We start from the raw sequence: 16,713 nt of genomic DNA, 5'->3' as shown, positions 1-16,713 counted from the left end.
TGTGTGCTGGCATCGCCGCTCACCGCTGGCTGGCGTGCCGGAGTTCGGGCTTCACGGGGCGTCCTTCGGACCAGCCCACGCCCGCTTAACTAGATGATCGATTCAAGGGATTGGCTGCGCGCATGGCATGGCGGGCGGCCGTGGGTATCGCCCCGCAGCTCACCGACGCCGAGCTGGTCACACTGGCAATGGTGCAGGCCATGCTCGGCTTCACCGCTGAGGCGAGGCGGCTTCGCCACGCCCGTTCCCACCTGTGGCATCTCTTCCCTTACTTGCCCAAGCAGCCCGGCTGCAACAAGCGGCTGCGCAAGAGCGCCGACCTGCTTCGCAGGGTCACCCGCCTGCCGGCTACACCTCTGTGTGGAGCGACGACGTGTGGGTCGTGGACTCCACACCGGAGTGCGGCCGTTCCCGCGAGACCGTCAAACGTTCCGACCTGGCCGGTCGGGCCGAGTACGGGTACTGCGCCAGTCACAGCCGCTTCTTCTGGGGCCTGCGGCTGCACTTGGTGTGCACCCTCCAGGGCCTGCCCGTCGCCTTCGCCCTGGCCGGCGCCAAGGCCGACGAGCGCGAGAGCCTGCTGGACCTCCTCGCCGCCGAACCCGGCCTGGCCGCCGGGCTGAGGCCGGGGCATCCCGCGGCCGGCCCCGCTTGCGGTGTGCGGAACCGGCCCAGGCAATCAACGAGTCAGCTGATCGGGCGCCGTCCGCCAGCGTCCCCTGACGCGCCGTACCACGAAGGCGAGCGGGAGTCCGGCGACGGCTCCGGTCACATCCCAGGCGACGCTCGGGGTGCCGTCGTTGCGGCTGTAGCCGATCGCGCACGCCGTGAGGAAGACGCCGAAGACCAGAATCCCGCCGAACCGTCGCGTTGGCATGTCCACCCTTGCCGCTTGAATCGGAATCCGCAGTTTCTTGTTCGCCGACCCGTCGGAACTCAGGACGCCATGATGACGATGTGAATCGCGTGCGCCGCGATACCGTGGTCCTGCGCTTTCCGCATGCGGAATGTACCGATGTTCGCGAGGGCGTCGGTCCTGGAATTCTTGGGGTTCTCGAATGATTCCGAGCCGATCGGGCAGCCGTGACTGACGCGGCCTCACAGGCTGAACGACAGGTGGCACTTGTACGCAACAGTGCCGCCGACCGCCTCGCCCTGGCACGGGATTTCTATCTTTCCTCCGACGCACTCCGCCCGTACGGCAACGCCGAGTTGAGTTTCACTCATTGGTCGCGTGCTCGCGGGGTGCTCGCCTCCGAATCCCTCGATGCGCCCGGAAGCCCCTGGTGGCGTGCCGTCAATGAACGGCTGCTCCGGGACAAGGCCGAGGCTCGTCTGCTGACCGACGGCGTCTCCGGCACTGCCAGTGCCCGCACCGGGCGCCGCGAAGGCGGACAACCAGGCCGATGTCACGCCGCCGGACGAGAACCCGCAGACCACCACGGGCCGCTCGATGACCCGCCCCGGTCGGTGAAGCGGACCAAGTCACCACCGACGATGTCCAAGCTGCAGCGTCCAGGCGTCCAAGTGGATCGGCCCTGGCCGCTCGGGTCCACCGCGCTGGTCTGGCTGCGGTCGGCCATCAGCCGCGTCGCGGCCTCATAGCCCCACCTGGAATCCGTCTGCGCCGGGATGCTTCTCATTCTTCGCGTTCATCGAGGAACTGTTCGACTTCCCGTAGCAGTCAGGCGAGCGACCCGGCCTGGTCGCGGTCGTATGACTTAGCCTTTCATCTGGCGAGTGAGCAGTTCACCTGGCAGGGCTGAGCGCACTGGTTGGCGAGCTGACCATTGGGTTAGTCAGAGAGTTGATCTCTATCTGGCGACGCCACCTGCGGATATCGATGCAGAGCGGGCGCATAGGATCGCCGACATGGCACTGCGACCTGTTCAGGTGAACATCAAGGCTCTGGACTGCTCGGCGGTCGGCCGGTTCTGGGCGGAGGCGCTCGGCTGGAGTGCTTACTGCCCCGGCGTGACCACCTACGTCGGACCCGTCGGCGGCCTCGTTTGGCCTGACCCGGTCGCCCTGGGCATCGACGTCGTTCCCGTCCCGGAACCCAAGACAACAACCAAGAACCGTGTGCACCTCGATCTCGCCACCATGTCTGCGGCCCATCAGGCGGAGTTGGTCGCGCGTCTCCAGGCTCTCGGTGCGACGCCCGTCGACGTGGGGCAGGGTGTTGTGCCGTGGACGGTCCTCGCCGACCCTGAGGGCAACGAGTTCTGTGTGCTGGAGCCTCGGGAGATCTACTGGGACACCGGGCCGATCGCCCTGGTGGTGGTCGACTGCGCGGATCCGCGGGCCATGGCCCGGTTCTGGGGCGAGGCAGTGGACTGGACCCTGCACGAGGTGACCGACGATCATGCGGTGTTGCGCTCCGCCAAGGGTGTCGGCCCGTATCTCGAGTTCCTCCGCACGCCCGGCGTGAAGACCGTGCCGGACCGCGTCCATCTTGACCTGCTGCCGTACCCCGGTGACGACAAAGCAGCGGAGGTGGCCCGGCTGCGGGCCCTCGGCGCCACCGACCTCGACCTCGGCCAGGGCGACGTCCCGTGGACGTGCCTGGTGGACCCGGAGGGCCACGAGTTCTGCGTCCTCGCCCCGTCCTGACGTGGAGCCTCGACGACACCCCGACAGGTGAGCCTTGTGTGCTCATGCGCCGTGACCCCGGGTGGGTCGGGCTGCGGCGGCTCGGTCGACTCGGGCGGCGAGAGCTCGCGTGTCGGGGGCAGGATCAGCTCGCTCTCCGACCACAAGAGCACCATCTCGACGGCCGGTTCGTCACGGACGTCCCGGGCTGCCTTGCGCGCTCGCCGAGGCCTGCTCGGGCCCGGCCGCTACTGATGGAGTCGACCCGCCTCCGACTCGGGCTCAGCTCTTCCGGGCGGTCTCGGTTCGTGCTGACAAACCTCGGCGGAGGCACTCGACGAGGCGGACGGCGATCGTGCCCTCGGGGTCGAGGCGGGGGTTGAAGATCGTGACGTCGAAGCCGACGGCTCGTTCGTCGGCCAGCGCCGTCCCAGACCCGACCATACGCCGAGCCGACTCCACGGGCCGCGTATGCCTACCTCGTTTCCTTGAGCGCTCCCAGCGACTCCCGAAGGCCTTTACGGCTCACGCCCTTAACCGCGGACCGTGAAGGTTCTGTAGCGGGCCTCACTCCACCCGGCACACCAGCAGGGCGCGCTGGCCCATTCCCCTGGCTCCAGAGGGCACTGACCACCGCGCGAGCCATCACGATCCGGTGGCCCGAGCGTGGGGAGGCCTCGACCGCGTCGCGATGATCGCATCCTTCGTCGCGCCGGCAGGCGGCGAAATCGAAAAGGGATCAGTTCTGCAGAACGTGATTCGCGGGTTTGAATCGATACCAAAGAGATGGATGCGTTGTCGGTTCATTCCTGATGCGGGGAACCCAGATACAGCAGTTAAGTTACCCGCTGGTTTCTCGTGACTTATTTTGCGATTTTCAGTAGAACGAGTTTCCTTTGCGCGAGAGAAAGAGGATCTCCATGGACTCCAAACCATGCAGCAACCTGGAAGGAAGAGGTATATCCCGACGCCGCTTCATTGAAAGAACAGGTTCTATTTTGGGCGCCGTCACTCTGGGTTCATTCGACCTTCCTACCGCCACTGCACTCCCCCAAGAGGCGGCCCAGCTCGAACCCGGAGCGGACGTCACCGCGCTCGTGATCGGCACCGGATACGGAGGGTCCGTCACCGCACTCCGGCTCGCCCAAGCCGGAGTGGACGTCCACATGGTGGAAATGGGCATGGCCTGGGAGACCCCGGGAACGGACGGCAAGATCTTCGCCAACACCACCAACCCCGACTACCGGTCCTTCTGGCTTCGCACACGGACCAAGCAGCCCCTGAGCAATTTCCTCGGATTCCCGCTCGACCGGGACGTGCCGCGGTACACGGGCATCCTGGACGCCGAGGAAATGGGCGGCATCGTGGTGTACCAGGGGCGGGGAGTCGGGGGCGGCTCCCTCGTCAACGGCGGCATGGCAGTGACACCGGAGCGGAGCCGCTTCCCCGACGTGCTTCCCTCGGTCGACGCCGACGAAATGTACGACGTGTACTACCCGCGGGCGAACAGCGCGCTCGGCGTCAGCACGATCGACCCGGCCTGGTTCGACACGACGGACTGCTACCAGTACGCGCGCGTAGGCCGCAAGCACGCCCAACGGTCGGGATTCCGCTTCACGTTCGTCCCCACCGTCTACGACTGGGACTACATGAAGCAGGAGGCCGCGGGGTCGGTGACCAAGTCGGCCCTGGCCGGCGAGATCCTGTACGGCAACAACCACGGCAAGAAGTCCCTGCCGAAGACCTATCTCGCACAGGCCCGCGCGACCGGCCGGGTCAGCATCTCACCGCTGCACAGGGTCACCGCGGTGACCCCCACCACCGGCGGCTACTCCGTGACCATCGAGCAACTCGACACGAGCGGAGCCGTCACCACCACCACGACCGTACGGGCGCAACGGGTGTTCTTCGCCGCGGGAAGCGTCGGCACCAGCAAGCTGCTGGTCCGTCTGAAGGCGACGGGCGCGCTGCCCGGCCTCAACAGCGAGATCGGCAACGGATGGGGCGAGAACGGCAACGTCATGTGCGGCCGGGCCAACCACCTGTGGGACCCGACCGGAGCGCTCCAGTCGTCGATCCCGACGGCGGGCATCGACAACTGGGCAGCGGGCGGCGCGTTCGCCGAGGTGGCGCCGCTGCCGACCGGGATCGAGACCTGGGCGTCGTTCTATCTGTCGATCACGAACAATCCGCACCGCGGCCGGTTCACGTGGAACACGGCGACCGGGAACGTGGAACTGAACTGGCAGACCGCGTGGAAGCAGCCATCGATCACCATGGCGAAAACGATCTTTGACAAGATCAACGCCACTGAGGGGACCATCTACCGCACGGACCTCTTCGGCACCTACAAGATCTGGGGCGACCATCTCACGTACCACCCGCTCGGTGGAGCCGTCCTCAACCAAGCCACGGACAACTACGGCCGCCTGCACGGCCATCCGGGCCTGTACGTGATGGATGGAGCGCTGATTCCCGGCAACGTCAGCGTCAACCCCTTCGTCACCATCACCGCGCTCGCCGAACGCAACATCGAGAAGATCATCGCTGAGGACTTCTGACCGTTCCCGTGTCCCGTCAGGGCGCCGTGCGGACAACTGCGGGCCGACGCGAATGCCTCGGCCCGCAGCCGAAGTGCCACATCAGGAGCTCTGCGACGGCGCGTACGTCAAGAGCCCTGTGACGACGGCAGGACACAGACGCTGTCGAGCCCCAGCACATGATTGAGACGGCCGAAAGCCAGCCATGAGCCGATGCTCATGCTCAGCTCCACGATCTCCGCCTGGCTGTAGTGCGCCTTCATCCGGTCCCAGAAGTCGGCGTCCAAGTTCTGATGGTCGAGTGCGTAGCGCTCCGCGTACTCGGCGGCGAGCCGGGTCCGTTCGTCGAAGGTGTCCGTGGTCCGCCACTGCGAGACCGCGTTCAGGAATCCCTCCTCGACCTTCTCTCCGTCGCGTTCGGTGCGCCAGTCCAGGCAGAACAGGCATCCGTTGATCTGCGCGATGCGCAGGCGGGCGGCCTCGAACTCGCGCAGTCCAAGGGTCGTGTACGCATAGACGGCCAGGGAGAAGGCGCTGGCCGCCTGACCGATCTTGGGCACCATGTCACCCCAGACGTACGGGATGGGCTCGGCGCCCTGGGGGATGTCGATCTGCATGATCACTTCTTTCCCAGTCTGCCCACCGCGGGGCGCAGCGGGACGTCGAGTGCGTCGAAGAGACCCGGTTCGGCCTCGACGAGCCAGTCGATGGCATTCACCAGACGGCCGGCCGCCGTCGCGTTGCCGCCGGCGGCTCGGTTCTCTCCCTCGTCCGTGGCCTCGACCGTGACCTCTATGCGGGGGCGCCCTTCGATGATCACGCGGTGTGCGCCCGCCCCGCCGTCCGGTGGTGCCGGCCAGTCCGGGGCGCAGGTGGCGTGAATACGGGTGACGTGCTCGATGACGATGCGGGGCTCGCCCTCCACCACGCCCTGCACCTCCAGGCGTACAGCTCCCTGGGTACCGGCCGAGAACTCCCCCATCGTGTCGGTGACGACAGACGTCTCAAGGGGACGGCGTTCCAAGGTCTCCTCGATGCCGTCCAGTTCGACGCCCAGCGCCCGTGCCATCATCCGCAGTTGCCCACCCCAGATCATCGTCGGAATGCCCTCGGCAAGCATCAGCGGCTGATAGTCCAGCGGATGTCCCATACCGATCAGGTGGCGGACCGCTTCGTCCTGGTCGTACGTCGAGTAGTCGAAGATCTCCTGGCAGCGGACGGCGTCGATGTCGGATCCCAGCCCGCTGACCAGCAGCGGAAGCACGTCGTTGGCCCAACCGGGGTCCACTCCCGACACGAACAGCGAGCCGCCTCCGGCCTCGACGGACGCGAGCAACACGTCGCGGATCTCGTCCGGTGCGTTCGTGCAGTCGTACATGCCGTACAGGGACGGTGTGACGACCAGCGCGCCGGCGCGGAGCGCGCGGCTGATGTCCTCGATCGCGCCGTCCGGGCGGACGTCACCGGACGCCGCGTACACGACCGCGCGAGGGGCCGCGGAGAGGACCCCGTCCACATCGTCCGTCGCCGCCACCCCGAGGCGCCGGCCGAGTCCGCCGAGCTCGCCCGCGTCCCTGCCGACCTTGGCGGGACTCGACACCAGCACCGCCACCAGGCTGAGCAGCGGATGCGCCGCAACCGCTCGAATGGCCGCGCGCCCGACGTTGCCCGTGCCCCAAACCACCGTGGGAATCATGGGCGGAGGGTAACGATGCGCCCTAAAAGTTCCCATAGCCGTGCACAAGGAATCGGATCCCAGGGCCGCAGCGAGCCGACGTGGGCCCGATCGTGCCTGACCGGCGGCTGGGCGCGTGCCTTGAACGTGTGCTCTCGACGCTTGCTGTTCCGTGGCAGCGAAGGTTGATGCCCAGCTCAGCCCCGGTGCAAAGCACTGTCGACGGGCGACGCATGATGGCAGTCATGGAGAACACGGCCGAAAAGGTCAAAGTCTGGTTCCGGTTCGTCCCTCGTGAGGGCTGGCTGCCGCAGGACACCGAGGGCCTGTGGGCGAGGAGGACCAGTGTCGACACGGCCAGCGTGCAAAACACCCCCTTCCTTCAGAACGGGGTGGCTGAGGGCGACGTCGTACGGTTCCGGACCGACGCCGAAGGGCTCCACTGGGCCGAGGAGCGGGTCAGCTCCTCCGGCAACTGCACGATCCGTGTGCTGCCCGTCCCCACGGGTCCGCTGGGCCGCAGCCCCCAGGCGGTGCACCAGCGCCTCTCCGCATTCGCGCTCGGAGGCGAGGTTTTCAGCGCGGACTTTCCTCTGGTGGCCCTCACCGTACCGGCCGACGCGGACTTCGCCGGGATCAAGGCGCTTCTGGCTCATGGGCAGAAGGAGGGCTGGTGGCACTACGAAATCGGGTGCGGCACGGATGCGTGGTGGAACGCCTGACCTCTCCTGGCGCCTGTTACGGAAGTGGATTTCGGTCCTGGCTGATCACGCCCGTGGGGTTACCCCGAGCGGCACGCTGTCGAATGTGGATCAACCGTCCCATGCGTCACCGAGCCGTGGCCACGAGGTACGACAAGCTTGCCGTCCGCTACGAGGCGACCGTACTGGTCGCAGTCCTCAACGAATGGCTGTGACCAGCACCTGTCCACAGATCCTAGGGGTGGATGTGTGTGCGGGCCTGCGCAATCCACCCCAACACAGCCTTGGCATCACACCTCTCGGCGACCGACTCGGCCTCATCTAGGTGGCCGAGCGCCGTCGACCGATCGCCGGTCTCGGCCGCGAGGTAGGCCAGCGCCACCAGGCCGGCCGCTTCCCCGGGCTCGAACCCGATCTCCCGGCGCAGCGTCACCGATTCGGTCAACCGCTCGCGGGCCTGATCAAACTGGCCTGCGTCCTTGTCGGCGAAGCCGAGATGGCGTGTCGCGTAGGACATTGTCATCCGGTCGTCGACGGATTTCGCCAGCGTGTACGACCGCTCGAAGTACGGCCTGCCGGTGGCGCCATCGCCCTTCACCACCTGATGCCAGCAGCCGACCCAGAACAACGCGTCCGCCTCACCCGACGCGTCACCCAGACGCTGGTACAACTCGGCAGCGCGCTCGAACAGCACCAGTTCCTGGCTGTTCTCTTGGCGGTCGTTCAGGAAGCGGACGTGCAAAACCTTGCCCCGCGCCATGGAGAGCGGTGCCTCGATCGCGTCCAACTCGTCATCGGACCGGTCCAGCGCGGAAGTGTCCCCTCCGAACATCGCCGCCCCGAACAACTCTCCCGCACGTTCGATCCAGTCCTGCCCCGGCATGCCCTGCCCCTCCCCATCTGACGATTCGCGTGCTGAGGCTATCTCCGAGCTCCCTGTGGAACTCGGCAATTTCCAGGGTGACCCTCAAGCTCCCCATCGTCCGCGAGCCTGGAGAGAATCCGGGGCACGGTCCCGAACCGTCAGCCTGCGCCGACCGTCAGTCCGGTCTTCCGGGTTCAGACAGCTTGTGGATGGAGACGGTCACGGAGCTGCGGATGCGGCAGTTCGAAGGCTTGTTGCGGTGGTGCGGGAGCGGGGCGGTAACGGGCCCGGGGGCGGCCGCCCGTGGTGTCTGCCGCTGGCCGATCGGGCCAGGCCGTCGCCCACAACCTGGCCCCCGCCACATGATCAGAACACTCAACCCGGGCCCTGACCTGCCAGATCACAAGCTGCCACAACTGCAACACGCTTTAGCCCCCAGGTCTTCGCGAGCAGTCATCGATGGCACGCGCTGCGCCGCCCGCGCGCCCGGACCGGCCCCCGCCTGGCACGGAGCCTGCCACCCGCAACGGCCCCTGCCTCTCCCGCGCGCCGTACTTCGTACAACCGCGCGCGGGCCGGAAGTCCCTCGCCCGACACTCCGCGGCCGGGCGCAGGACACCGGCCCGGCGCGGGGACGGCGGGCCCCAGCACTCCCCCACACACACGAGAACGCTGCCCCCGCCCCGGCTCCCTCGCCCGCCTCCGCCAAGGGTTTTCCAGCGCAGGACACTAGCGTGGCGTGGTGTCGTCGGCCTTGAACGGGCCGCCGTGGCCGGGCACGATCAGATCCGCGGCGGTCAGCACCCGGAGACGGGAGGCGCGCAACACCTCACGGTCGGGGGCCACCGGGTCGTCCGCCGGGCCGTTCGCGTGCCACCACAGGTCACCGGCGAAGGCGACCACGCCCGAGTCCGTGCCCGCCAGCAGGGTGATGTCCTCGGCGCTGTGGCCCGGGGTGCGGATCAGCCGTAGCGACGGGGTGAGTTCGTAGCCCTCGGCATCCCGGTTCGTCCACTGATCGCCGAGGTACTCCACCTTGTGGTCGTGTACCCGGGCCCGTCCGAACAGGCCTACGTTCATGGTGTTGTCCGGGTGGTGGTGGCTGAGCACCACATCGGTGATGTCGTCCGGGCCGAGTCCCATTTCCTCGAGCGGGCCGAGGATATGGTCGCGACTCGCCACCATGCCCGGGTCGAAGATCACATGCCGGCCGGCGTCGGATATGTAGGAGACGGTGGCGGCGACTCCGGGGCCGGTGGAGCCGACGTATCCGGTGGTCAGGATCGTGTACACGGCGCTGCGGCCGAGCGGTGCGTCTGTCATGGCCTCAACCCTTCCAGGCAAGACGACCGTTCACGAGTGGCACAGCTGCCGCTGATCACAGGTTTAGTGCCACACTGCGCGTGTGCCTCCCTTCGTCACCGTCGCCGCGTACACCCCGCCCGGAGTCGGCATGCTCGCCGTCGGCATCGTCGCCGAGGTCTTCGGCCCGCACGGCCCGACACTGCCCGGCTTCGACTTCGCCCTGTGCACCGACCGGCCCGGGCCGGTCCCCACCGACCTCGGCATACCGCTCACCGTCACGCACGGCCTGGACCGGCTCGCCTCCGCCGATCTGGTCATCGCCCTGCCATGGGCCGGATTCCGCACGCCACCCGCGCCCGCCGTGCTCGACGCGCTGTCGGCCGCACACGAGCGCGGCTCACTGGTCACGGCCCACTGCGTCGGCGCCTTCGCGCTCGCCTCCGCCGGACTGCTCGACGGCCGGCGGGCCACCACCCACTGGCGGTTCGCCGACCTGCTCGCCAGCCGCCACCCGGACGTCACCGTCGAACCCGACGCCCTCTACATCGACGAAGGACGCATCATCACGGGCGCGGGAGCCGCCGCGGGCTTCGATCTCTGCCTGCACCTGCTCAGGCGGGAGTACGGAGCCGCGATGGCCAACACCGTCGCGCGGGACGTGGTGCTGCCCTCCCACCGCGACGGCGGACAGGCACAGTACCTGGCCGCCCCCGTCCCCGAAGACTGCCGCGACGACCGTCTCACCGAGGTACTCAGCTGGGCCCGCGAGAACCTCCACCAGCCGCTTCCCGTCGCGGAACTGGCCCGGCGCGCCGTGATGAGCAAACGCTCCTTCGCCCGTCGCTTCACCGCCGCGACCGGAACCACCCCCCACGCCTGGCTGCGGAGTCTGCGTCTGAGCAGTGCCGAGGAACTCCTGGAGACCACAGACCTGCCCGTCGAGGAAATCGCCCACCGCGTCGGATACGCAAGCGCGGCCGTCCTGCGCGAACAGTTCGTGCGCCGCCGGGGAGTACCGCCCCGCTCCTACCGCCGCTCCTTCACGAACACGCCCTGACGAACAAGGCGAGCCAAGCAAGCCAATCAGGCCGCTCAGGCCGCTCAGGCCACACAGGCAAAGCGGGCAAAGCGGGCTGACGCCGATCCGGGCAAGGCCCCCCACTCCCGCAGGCACCAGGCCGCGGCACGAACCGGCATCGAACGGACCGCGGCCGCCACCAGCCGCTCGGTGGACCGGGCCCGCCTCCCGCACGGCTGGCCCCCGCCTTCCCGGCCGGCGACGGCGAGGAAGTCCACCCCGCCGAGCCGCACGGTCTGCGGCACCAGCGCGCCGGTGGCCATACGGCAGGCGGCAGGGGACGGCGAACCCAGCGAGGGAGACCGCCTCACGCCCCTCTTCGGCACGACCTCCCGCACGCTGTGCCCAGGCTGCTGTTCGGCGTCGACCGTTCCACCATCACCCGCGCGATCGGGGAGATGCGTGGAGATGCCTGCGCTCCTGGCCGAGCGGGGATGCGCGGGATCCCCGACTGGCGAAGAAGCCCGCCCGACACCTACCGCGCCATCGCCGGCATCGTCTCCGACCGCACTGCAGACGGCTGTGTTCCTGCTCTGTTTCCCCGAAGGCACCGCCCACCAGGCTGCGGAGGCTGTTGGCGGCGGGCTTCGGTCAGCCGCGCTCCCTGTAGTTCATGAACCAGTGAGTGTCGAAATAGCGGGCCATCGTGAACGGGTGGTGCGGGTCAGTGAGAATGCGGCAGACGAACTCCGCGGCCTGGCAGTCGAAGAGGACGTCCTCGCCGTCGAAGGACTGGACCACGACGGGCCAGCGGTCGGGGTCCTCGCTGTCGGCCCTCCAGCAGTACAGGTCCTCGTGCTCAGTGCCCGCCCAGATGAGCAATCCGTCCTCCCTGAGACGCGTCCACGGCTCCTGGTTCAGGGCGAGGTATCCGTCGAAGGCGCCCTCGCCGAACGTCTCGACCATGCGCTTGTAGTCGCTCGGCAGTGCGCTGCCCAGGCGCGACTCCACCTTCGCCCAGTCCACGTCTGGCCGCTGGGCGGGCTCTGTCCAGCCGGTGATCCGTCTGAGCCGCTCCATCCAGTCGACGTCCTCGTCCTCGTCCGGAGCGACCGCCAAGGGTCCTGGCACCTCCCTGTGAGCGACAACCAACACCAGCCGCTCGGCTCCCTCGGGGTCCCGCGCCGTACCCGTGCCGACCCACTGATTTCCGTACGCCCACGCCCGTATCGTCACGGCCCGGTCCTCGAAGGGGACGAGGAGAGCCGCGCCCCTGGACTCGTCGACCGTCGGATCGGTGAAGCCGTCGAGGACGAGGGTGCGAGGGGCGCCGTACCTGCTGTCGAGCAGGTCGGTCAGGTCCTGCGGGTTCAGGTCGTCGGGCAGGTACGTGTAGCCGTCTCCCGGGTCGAGTTGCGCCAGCAGGTCGTTGACGGTCGCTTGTGTGAGCTCCATGGCGGACAGTGAAGCGCACTGCACTGAGTTTCGGCTCGGCCAAGTCCGGCCCGACCACGTCCGGCCCGGCAGATTCCCGCCTGACACTCGCACCCGCCCGACAGGCGCTCGTCACAGCCCAATCAACCAGGTGGCCCTGCCGATCACCAGGCGCCATGAGAGAACCCGGCCTGCTCTGCACAGCTGGTGTCGGCAGACCAACACCGAGAGCACACGACGGCACCCAGCTGTGTGGCGAGGCGGTGCAACGCCTGCCGTCGTAGCGGTCGTTGACGTCGATCGCCTTCCACTGGTTGAGTGGCTCAGCCACTGAGCAACAACCGAAGGGAGATCACTGTGGAGACGCTGCCGCGCGAGACGATCGTCGACGTCCTGGAGGGCCGACTGAGGGAGGACATTCTCAACGGGCGTCACCCGGCCGGGAGTTATCTGCCACCGGAGCGCACCCTCGCCGACGGCTACGGCGTCACCCGCACCACCCTCAAACACGCCTTCGGCCGACTCGTGCAGGCAGGCCTGCTGGAGACACGCCACGGTGTCGGCACCCGCGTACGGGACTATCTGCGCCTGGGCGGCGCCGATCTCCTGCCGATGCTCGTCAGGCACAGCCCCGACTGGATCGACGAGATCTTCGAAGTACGGCGCAGCATCGGCATGTTGATCGCCGAGCGGGCCGCGATCAGGGCCACCGGGCGGCAGCGCGAGGAGTTGCGCACCTTGCTGGCCGCTGTCCGTGAGGCACAGGGCGGTGACGCGGTACAGCTCGCGGATGTCGAGGTGCACCGGGGTCTGGCCCGCGCCACCGGCAATCGGGTCTACGTGCTGCTGACCAACACGCTGTTCAACGCCTACCTGCCGGTGCGCGCCGCCCTCGTCGGCCCGTTCACAGACGCGGGCGCCGCACATGACCGGCTGGAGCCGGTCGTCGAGGCGGTCGGGTCCGGGGACGCGGCCGAGGCCCGGCGGGCGGCCGAGGCGTATCTGACGGCAACCGAGCGCATCATGCTGGGGGGCATTCGATGAGCACGGCCGCCGCTCCGGCCCGGCGAACGGCCTTTCGCGAGACGATGCTCGGCACGCTGCGCCTGGAGGAGGATGCGGGCCGGGTCCGCAGGGTCCGCCTGGAGCTGCAGGTGACCACCGAGGGCCTGTTGCAGCCGCTGCGTACGGTCGCGGCCCTCGCCGTCGGCCGCATACGGATCACCGGCTGGGCCGGGGAGCCTTCCGTCGAGGGAGAGTTGGAGATCTCGCCGCTGGCACGGCGCAGGATCCGCTACCGCCTCGCGTTCACCGCCGCGGGCCGCCGGCTCACCCTGGACGGCTGGAAGTCGGTGACGCCGCGCCGGCCGGTGACCTCGATGACCGTCCTGCCGTACACGCTGTACGAGGACGGCACCGCGGTAGGAACGGGCACCCTGCGATTCCCTCTCGCCACGCAGCTCCTGCCGTTCCTGGCGAGCATGCGCGTGACGCGGCAGGAGAATGCCACTGCCCTCCTTGCGCCTCGCTGGCGCGGCGAAGCAGGGCGCACCGAGGTCTGGTACACCACCGTCACAGACCCGGTGACCGGCAGCGGAGTGTGGCTGCATCACGAACTGGTCGCGCCGGCCGACGGATCCGCGCCGTACACGCACGGATGGGCCGCGTTCTTCCCCGAGGGCGGCCCCGTACGGCACGCCCGTTTCGGCCCCGCCCCGTGGGCGGCTCAAGACGTCGGATTCGCCGCGGACGGTGTCACCGTGCGGCCCGGCCGGCTGGCCGGGTCGTCTCAAGACGGCACCCTGCGCTGGGAGTTGACCGAACGGCCCACCGACACGGCGCTGTACACCTTCCCCCGCTGGTCCTGGCGCCACCCATGGCTGCCCGCATCTCACGTCCTTCCCTCCGCACGCGCCCTGTACGACGGGACGGTCACCCACGACGGCACGACGCTGACACTCGCCTCGGCTCCCGGGGCCTCGGCCCGGATCTACGGCCTGGGCAACGCCCGCCGGTGGGCCTGGCTGCACGCCGACCTCGGAGGCGGGGACGTCCTGGAGATCGTCGCCGCCCAGTCCATGCGGCCGGGCCTGCGCCGGCTGCCCCCGCTGGTCTTCCTGCGGCTGCGCAGAGACGGCCGCACCTGGCCGCGCCGCGCCGAGCGGACCGCGGTCGGCCGGGTGGGCTGGGGCCGTTTCCGGGCCGGCATCGACCTGCCCACCTGGACGGTCACCGGCCGCTGCGGACTGCGCCGGATCCGGGTGGAGGTCACCCAGGACCCACAGCGCACGCTGACCCTCGACTACACCGACCCGGACGGCTCCCCGGCGGTGTGCCGCAACAGCGAGCGCGCCGACGCCCATGTGCTGCTGGAACGCCGGTGGTTGGGCGGCTGGCGCACCGAGGCCGCATGGGATGTGCGCGGCACGGCACACGCGGAAGTGGGCACCCGGTGAGCCCGGCCCTGGCGGGCCTGGTGGCCGCGCTCATCGCCGATGACGGCACCGCCACCTGGCCGGCGCGCGTGCCCGCACGGCTGGAGGACGTGCTCGCCTCGATGCCGGCGGCGGCCCGCATCGGCCTGCGGACGGCGGCACGCACCGTGAACGCGTTCGCGCAAGCGCGCACGGGACGCGGACTGGCCGCACTCTCACCCGGCGAACGGGACGCGGTGCTCGCCGCGCTCGCGGCCGCCCCCGGGCTGCTCCCGCTCCTGGACGCGCTCAAGGTGCCCGTCCTGCTCGCGGCCGGAACCGAGCGGATGCTGCACACCGCTCCCCCGGCACGCGGCCTCACGCGCCCCGACCCGCCGCTCACCTGCACACCCGCCGACGCCTGGCCGGCACGCTCGACCGCCGACGCTGTCATCGTCGGCTCCGGCGCCGGTGGCGCCATGGCCGCCCGCACCCTGGCCAGGGCCGGGCTCGACGTGGTCGTCCTCGAAGAAGGACACCACTACTCCACCGAGGACTTCGCCGAGCGCACCCCGCTGGAACGCTTCACCGATCTCTACCGGGACGGCGGGGCCACCATCGCCGCCGGCCTGCCACCCGTACTGCTGCCCACCGGCCGGGCCGTCGGCGGCACCACCCTCGTCAACTCCGGCACCTGCTATCGCACTCCGGACCACGTCCTGGCCCGCTGGAGCACCGGCATCGGATTCGAGCTGGCGAGCGGCTTCGGCCCTCACCTGGACGAAGTGGAACGGACCCTGAACGTGGCCGACCAGTCACTGGACGTCATGGGCCACAACGGCCGCATCGCGCTCGCCGGCGCCCGTGCCCTCGGCTGGTCGGGCGCACCCCTGCGCCGTAACGCGCCCGGCTGCCAGGGTTCCTGCCAGTGTGTGGTGGGCTGTCCCACCGGCGCCAAGCAGAGCGTTCAGCTGTCCGTCCTCCCCGACGCCTGCGCCGCCGGCGCCCGGATCGTCACGGGGGCGAAGGCCGAACGCATCCTCGTGGACAGAGACCGGCCCGGCCTGCCTCGTGCGGCAGGCGTGCGGGTACGTCGCACCGACGGCCACTTCGAGATCCTCGCACCCCTCGTCGTCGTGGCCGCCGGCGCCCTGCAGTCGCCGCCGCTGCTGCGCCGCTCCGGCCTCGGCCGGCACCCGCGCCTGGGCCGCAACCTGAGCGTCCACCCGGCCACCAGCGTCGCCGGCCGCTTCGCCGAACCGGTCACCGCCTGGCAGGGCGTCCTGCAGAGCGTGGGGGTGGACGAACACCACCGCCGCCACGGCGTGCTGATCGAGGCGACCGCCACCCCACCCGGCATGGGCACGTTCGTCCTCCCCGGTCTGGGCGCCGAACTGCGTCGCGAACTGGACGGCGCCGACCGGCTCGCCACCTTGGGTGCGATGATCGCCGACCTGCCCTCCGGGCTCGTCCTCGGCCACACCCGCACCCTGATCCGCTACGACCTGCACCGCCGAGACGCGGGGCGCCTGTTGCGAGCCGTGGCCGCCATGGGCGAACTGCTCTTCGCCGCCGGCGCGGTCGAGGTCCTCACCGGCATTCCCTCCTCGCCCCGGGCCCACAGCCTCACGGAACTCCACTCCGTCCTCGCCCACACCAGCGCCCGCCGGCTCCATCTCTCCGCCTACCATCCGACCGGAACCGTCGCCGCGGGCGCCGACGCCCAGCGCTGCCCAACCGACCCCACCGGACGGCTGCGCGGAGTGCACGGCGTGCTCGTCGCGGACGCGTCCGTCCTCCCCACCTGCCCCGAAGTCAACCCACAGCTGAGCATCATGGCCGCCGCCCTGGCCATCACCCACCACCACCTGCGGCAATAGACCGACCGGCACCGAGCCGGAGCCACGGGGCGGCGCGTGCCCGGGCCGCGACCGGCCCGCCGTGCACGACGAGCCGCCCGCCGGGGGCCAGGACGCGGGGATCGAGCAAGCGGGATCGGGCAAGCGGGTCGGGCACCGGAAAGGCGCGGCGCAGGAGTCCATTCGTGCGCGTAGCGCCTGGCGCCGACCGCACCACCGTTGATCCGCCCCTGCGCCGTCGCCGTCGTACGGCCGGCAGGGACAGCGCACCCCCCGGCGCAGAGCCAATGCGGTGGCGGACACGGGGGCG

16 protein-coding genes and 2 pseudogenes are annotated in these 16,713 nt (G+C 69.5%); 10 read left to right on the top strand and 8 right to left on the bottom strand.

Features of this window, described 5'->3' with window-relative positions:
- Positions 1 to 122: 122 nt before the first annotated feature.
- Positions 123 to 646 (top strand): annotated as a pseudogene (locus tag ACZ6D7_RS18115) (transposase family protein); the annotation flags it as partial.
- A gap of 33 nt (positions 647 to 679) precedes the next feature.
- Here the strand turns inward: ACZ6D7_RS18115 and ACZ6D7_RS18110 are convergent.
- On the bottom strand, positions 680 to 877 hold the full coding sequence (locus ACZ6D7_RS18110) for a hypothetical protein (RefSeq protein WP_469491573.1): 198 nt from the start codon (positions 875 to 877) through the stop codon (positions 680 to 682).
- Positions 878 to 1,083: 206 nt separating this feature from the next.
- Between ACZ6D7_RS18110 and ACZ6D7_RS18105 the strand changes: the two genes are divergently transcribed.
- Together ACZ6D7_RS18105 and ACZ6D7_RS18100 are read left to right on the top strand one after the other, a co-directional pair.
- On the top strand, positions 1,084 to 1,605 hold the full coding sequence (locus ACZ6D7_RS18105) for a hypothetical protein (protein ID WP_469491391.1): 522 nt from the start codon (positions 1,084 to 1,086) through the stop codon (positions 1,603 to 1,605).
- 267 nt (positions 1,606 to 1,872) lie between these two features.
- Complete coding sequence (locus tag ACZ6D7_RS18100; protein WP_469491389.1) at positions 1,873 to 2,613, top strand: VOC family protein; 741 nt, start codon at positions 1,873 to 1,875, stop codon at positions 2,611 to 2,613.
- 261 nt (positions 2,614 to 2,874) lie between these two features.
- Here the strand turns inward: ACZ6D7_RS18100 and ACZ6D7_RS18095 are convergent, their stop codons facing one another.
- Positions 2,875 to 3,036, bottom strand: coding sequence for a hypothetical protein (locus ACZ6D7_RS18095; protein WP_469491387.1), 162 nt, complete (start codon positions 3,034 to 3,036; stop codon positions 2,875 to 2,877).
- Between the two features lie 476 nt (positions 3,037 to 3,512).
- Between ACZ6D7_RS18095 and ACZ6D7_RS18090 the strand changes: the two genes are divergently transcribed.
- Entirely contained in the window at positions 3,513 to 5,153 is a 1,641-nt protein-coding gene (locus ACZ6D7_RS18090) for a GMC oxidoreductase (protein ID WP_469491385.1), read from the top strand.
- Positions 5,154 to 5,260: 107 nt separating this feature from the next.
- On the opposite strand, the gene ACZ6D7_RS18085 is transcribed toward ACZ6D7_RS18090, so the two are convergent.
- Together ACZ6D7_RS18085 and ACZ6D7_RS18080 are read right to left on the bottom strand one after the other, a co-directional pair.
- On the bottom strand, positions 5,261 to 5,749 hold the full coding sequence (locus ACZ6D7_RS18085; RefSeq protein ID WP_469491382.1) for a carboxymuconolactone decarboxylase family protein: 489 nt from the start codon (positions 5,747 to 5,749) through the stop codon (positions 5,261 to 5,263).
- Between the two features lie 2 nt (positions 5,750 to 5,751).
- Positions 5,752 to 6,828, bottom strand: coding sequence for an NAD(P)H-dependent amine dehydrogenase family protein (locus ACZ6D7_RS18080; protein WP_469491380.1), 1,077 nt, complete (start codon positions 6,826 to 6,828; stop codon positions 5,752 to 5,754).
- Between the two features lie 224 nt (positions 6,829 to 7,052).
- Between ACZ6D7_RS18080 and ACZ6D7_RS18075 the strand changes: the two genes are divergently transcribed.
- Entirely contained in the window at positions 7,053 to 7,529 is a 477-nt protein-coding gene (locus ACZ6D7_RS18075; protein ID WP_469491378.1) for a DUF4265 domain-containing protein, read from the top strand.
- A gap of 214 nt (positions 7,530 to 7,743) precedes the next feature.
- Here the strand turns inward: ACZ6D7_RS18075 and ACZ6D7_RS18070 are convergent, their stop codons facing one another.
- On the bottom strand, positions 7,744 to 8,391 hold the full coding sequence (locus ACZ6D7_RS18070; protein ID WP_469491377.1) for a tetratricopeptide repeat protein: 648 nt from the start codon (positions 8,389 to 8,391) through the stop codon (positions 7,744 to 7,746).
- Positions 8,392 to 8,582: 191 nt separating this feature from the next.
- Between ACZ6D7_RS18070 and ACZ6D7_RS18065 the strand changes: the two are divergent.
- A pseudogene (locus tag ACZ6D7_RS18065) lies at positions 8,583 to 8,701 on the top strand (IS5/IS1182 family transposase); the annotation flags it as partial.
- Between the two features lie 401 nt (positions 8,702 to 9,102).
- Here the strand turns inward: ACZ6D7_RS18065 and ACZ6D7_RS18060 are convergent.
- Positions 9,103 to 9,696 carry an MBL fold metallo-hydrolase gene (locus ACZ6D7_RS18060; RefSeq protein WP_469491375.1) on the bottom strand — a complete coding sequence of 198 codons (594 nt, stop codon included), beginning with the start codon at positions 9,694 to 9,696 and terminating at the stop codon, positions 9,103 to 9,105.
- A gap of 130 nt (positions 9,697 to 9,826) precedes the next feature.
- Between ACZ6D7_RS18060 and ACZ6D7_RS18055 the strand changes: the two genes are divergently transcribed.
- Entirely contained in the window at positions 9,827 to 10,735 is a 909-nt protein-coding gene (locus ACZ6D7_RS18055; protein ID WP_469491561.1) for a GlxA family transcriptional regulator, read from the top strand.
- A 44-nt stretch (positions 10,736 to 10,779) separates the two neighbouring features.
- Here ACZ6D7_RS18055 and ACZ6D7_RS18050 read toward each other — a convergent pair whose 3' ends face one another.
- The gene (locus ACZ6D7_RS18050) at positions 10,780 to 11,019 is read right to left on the bottom strand and encodes a hypothetical protein (protein ID WP_469491373.1); all 240 of its coding nucleotides are present in this window, start codon (positions 11,017 to 11,019) and stop codon (positions 10,780 to 10,782) included.
- Positions 11,020 to 11,347: 328 nt separating this feature from the next.
- Positions 11,348 to 12,151, bottom strand: coding sequence for a hypothetical protein (locus tag ACZ6D7_RS18045; protein ID WP_469491371.1), 804 nt, complete (start codon positions 12,149 to 12,151; stop codon positions 11,348 to 11,350).
- Between the two features lie 336 nt (positions 12,152 to 12,487).
- Between ACZ6D7_RS18045 and ACZ6D7_RS18040 the strand changes: the two genes are divergently transcribed.
- The 3 genes from ACZ6D7_RS18040 to ACZ6D7_RS18030 are packed head-to-tail and all read left to right on the top strand — an operon-like array spanning position 12,488 to position 16,424.
- Positions 12,488 to 13,174 (top strand): FadR/GntR family transcriptional regulator, encoded by a 687-nt coding sequence (locus tag ACZ6D7_RS18040; RefSeq protein WP_469491370.1) that lies wholly within the window; start codon positions 12,488 to 12,490, stop codon positions 13,172 to 13,174.
- On the top strand, positions 13,171 to 14,586 hold the full coding sequence (locus ACZ6D7_RS18035) for a hypothetical protein (protein ID WP_469491368.1): 1,416 nt from the start codon (positions 13,171 to 13,173) through the stop codon (positions 14,584 to 14,586). Before ACZ6D7_RS18040 ends, ACZ6D7_RS18035 begins: the two co-directional genes overlap by 4 nt.
- Positions 14,583 to 16,424 (top strand): GMC family oxidoreductase, encoded by a 1,842-nt coding sequence (locus ACZ6D7_RS18030; RefSeq protein WP_469491366.1) that lies wholly within the window; start codon positions 14,583 to 14,585, stop codon positions 16,422 to 16,424. The genes ACZ6D7_RS18035 and ACZ6D7_RS18030 overlap by 4 nt, the downstream gene beginning before the upstream one ends.
- The last annotated feature ends 289 nt before the right edge of the window (positions 16,425 to 16,713 follow it).

This window comes from Streptomyces sp. NPDC041784 (genome assembly GCF_055591025.1).
Note: the sequence above shows the minus strand (reverse complement) of the source record. Positions and strands in the feature narration are given on the sequence as shown.